Origin of the sequence: Streptomyces sp. NPDC050856 (assembly GCF_040653855.1) — a bacterium.
Classification (GTDB): Bacteria; Actinomycetota; Actinomycetes; order Streptomycetales; family Streptomycetaceae; genus Streptomyces.
The window spans coordinates 1-1,116 of the sequence record NZ_JBFAGV010000075.1 but is presented as its reverse complement, the minus strand read 5'-3'; the positions used below and the strand labels follow the sequence as shown (position 1 = coordinate 1,116).

General features: G+C 68.6%; 1 protein-coding gene. It reads right to left on the bottom strand.

What is annotated here, in order from left to right; all coding sequences use genetic code 11:
• On the bottom strand, positions 1-1,049 hold a 1,049-nt coding region (locus AB0H53_RS29105; RefSeq protein WP_362119656.1), incomplete at its 3' end, for a type III polyketide synthase.
• Between the last annotated feature and the right edge of the window lie 67 nt (positions 1,050-1,116).

Here is a 1,116-nt window from a genome sequence, read left to right as displayed (position 1 = left end):
TCGTGGGTGCGCCAGCGGCCGAGGGCCATTTCGGCGGTGATGCCGGGGCCGAAGCCGGCGAGCAGGCCGCGGGCGGCGTGCTGGGCGCTGCCTTCGTCGAACAGGCGGCGCAGGGCGTCCAGGACGACGGCGCTGGCGATGTTGCCGTACTCCGTCAGGGTGGCGCGGCTGAAGCGGAACGCCTCGGCCGGTACTCCCAGGAAACGGCTGAGGTCGTCCAGGATCCGTGGCCCGCCGGCGTGGATGATGTAGAAGTCCAGGTCGGAGGCGTCCCAGCCGTGCAGCCCGGCCAGTTCCTTCAGCGCCGGCGCCAGCGGCTCCATCGTGCCCGGCACCCGCTTGTCCAGCTTGAAGTGGAAACCGGTGGACCGGACGTCGTAGGCGATCCAGTCCTCGGTCTGGGGCACCAGGTACGAACCGTTGCGCTCCAGCCGCACCCCCTCACCGCCCCGGCCGCGCACCACCGCGGCCGCCAGCCCGTCCCCGAACAGCCCGTTCGACAACAGATTGCCCACCTGCAGATCGGTGGGCTGATAGCACAGCGAACAGAACTCACACGCCACGATCAACGCGTTCGCCTCCGGATAGGCGGTGCAGAAGTCGTGCGCCCGGTTGATCGCCGCCCCGCCCGCCGCACACCCCAGCTGCGCGATCGGCACCTGACGGGTGTCCCCGCGAAAGTCCATCGTGTTGATCAGCCACGCCGTCAGCGAGGGCATCATGAACCCCGTGCACGACACATAGATGATCAGGTCGATGTCCGACGCGCCCAGCCGCGCGTCCTCCAGCGCCCGCCCGACCACCGCGGGCACCCGCGCCTTGGCCTCCATCTCGTAGATACGGTTGCGCTCCTCGAACCCCGGGTGCTTCAGCGTCTCCTCGATCGGCCGCAGCAGATGACGCTTCTGTACACCGGTGTTCTCCATCAGCCGCAGAGCCAGCCCCAGCTGGGGATGGTCCGCGTGAATGGTCCGCGCCAGGTCCAGTGTCTGCTCCATCGTGATCACATACTCCGGAACGGACACCGCCGGTCTGCACAACGTGGCCATGACGTCCAGCCCTTTCATCGGTCCTGAACGCAGGATCACCCCACCCACCACCACCCCGCGCGCCGAG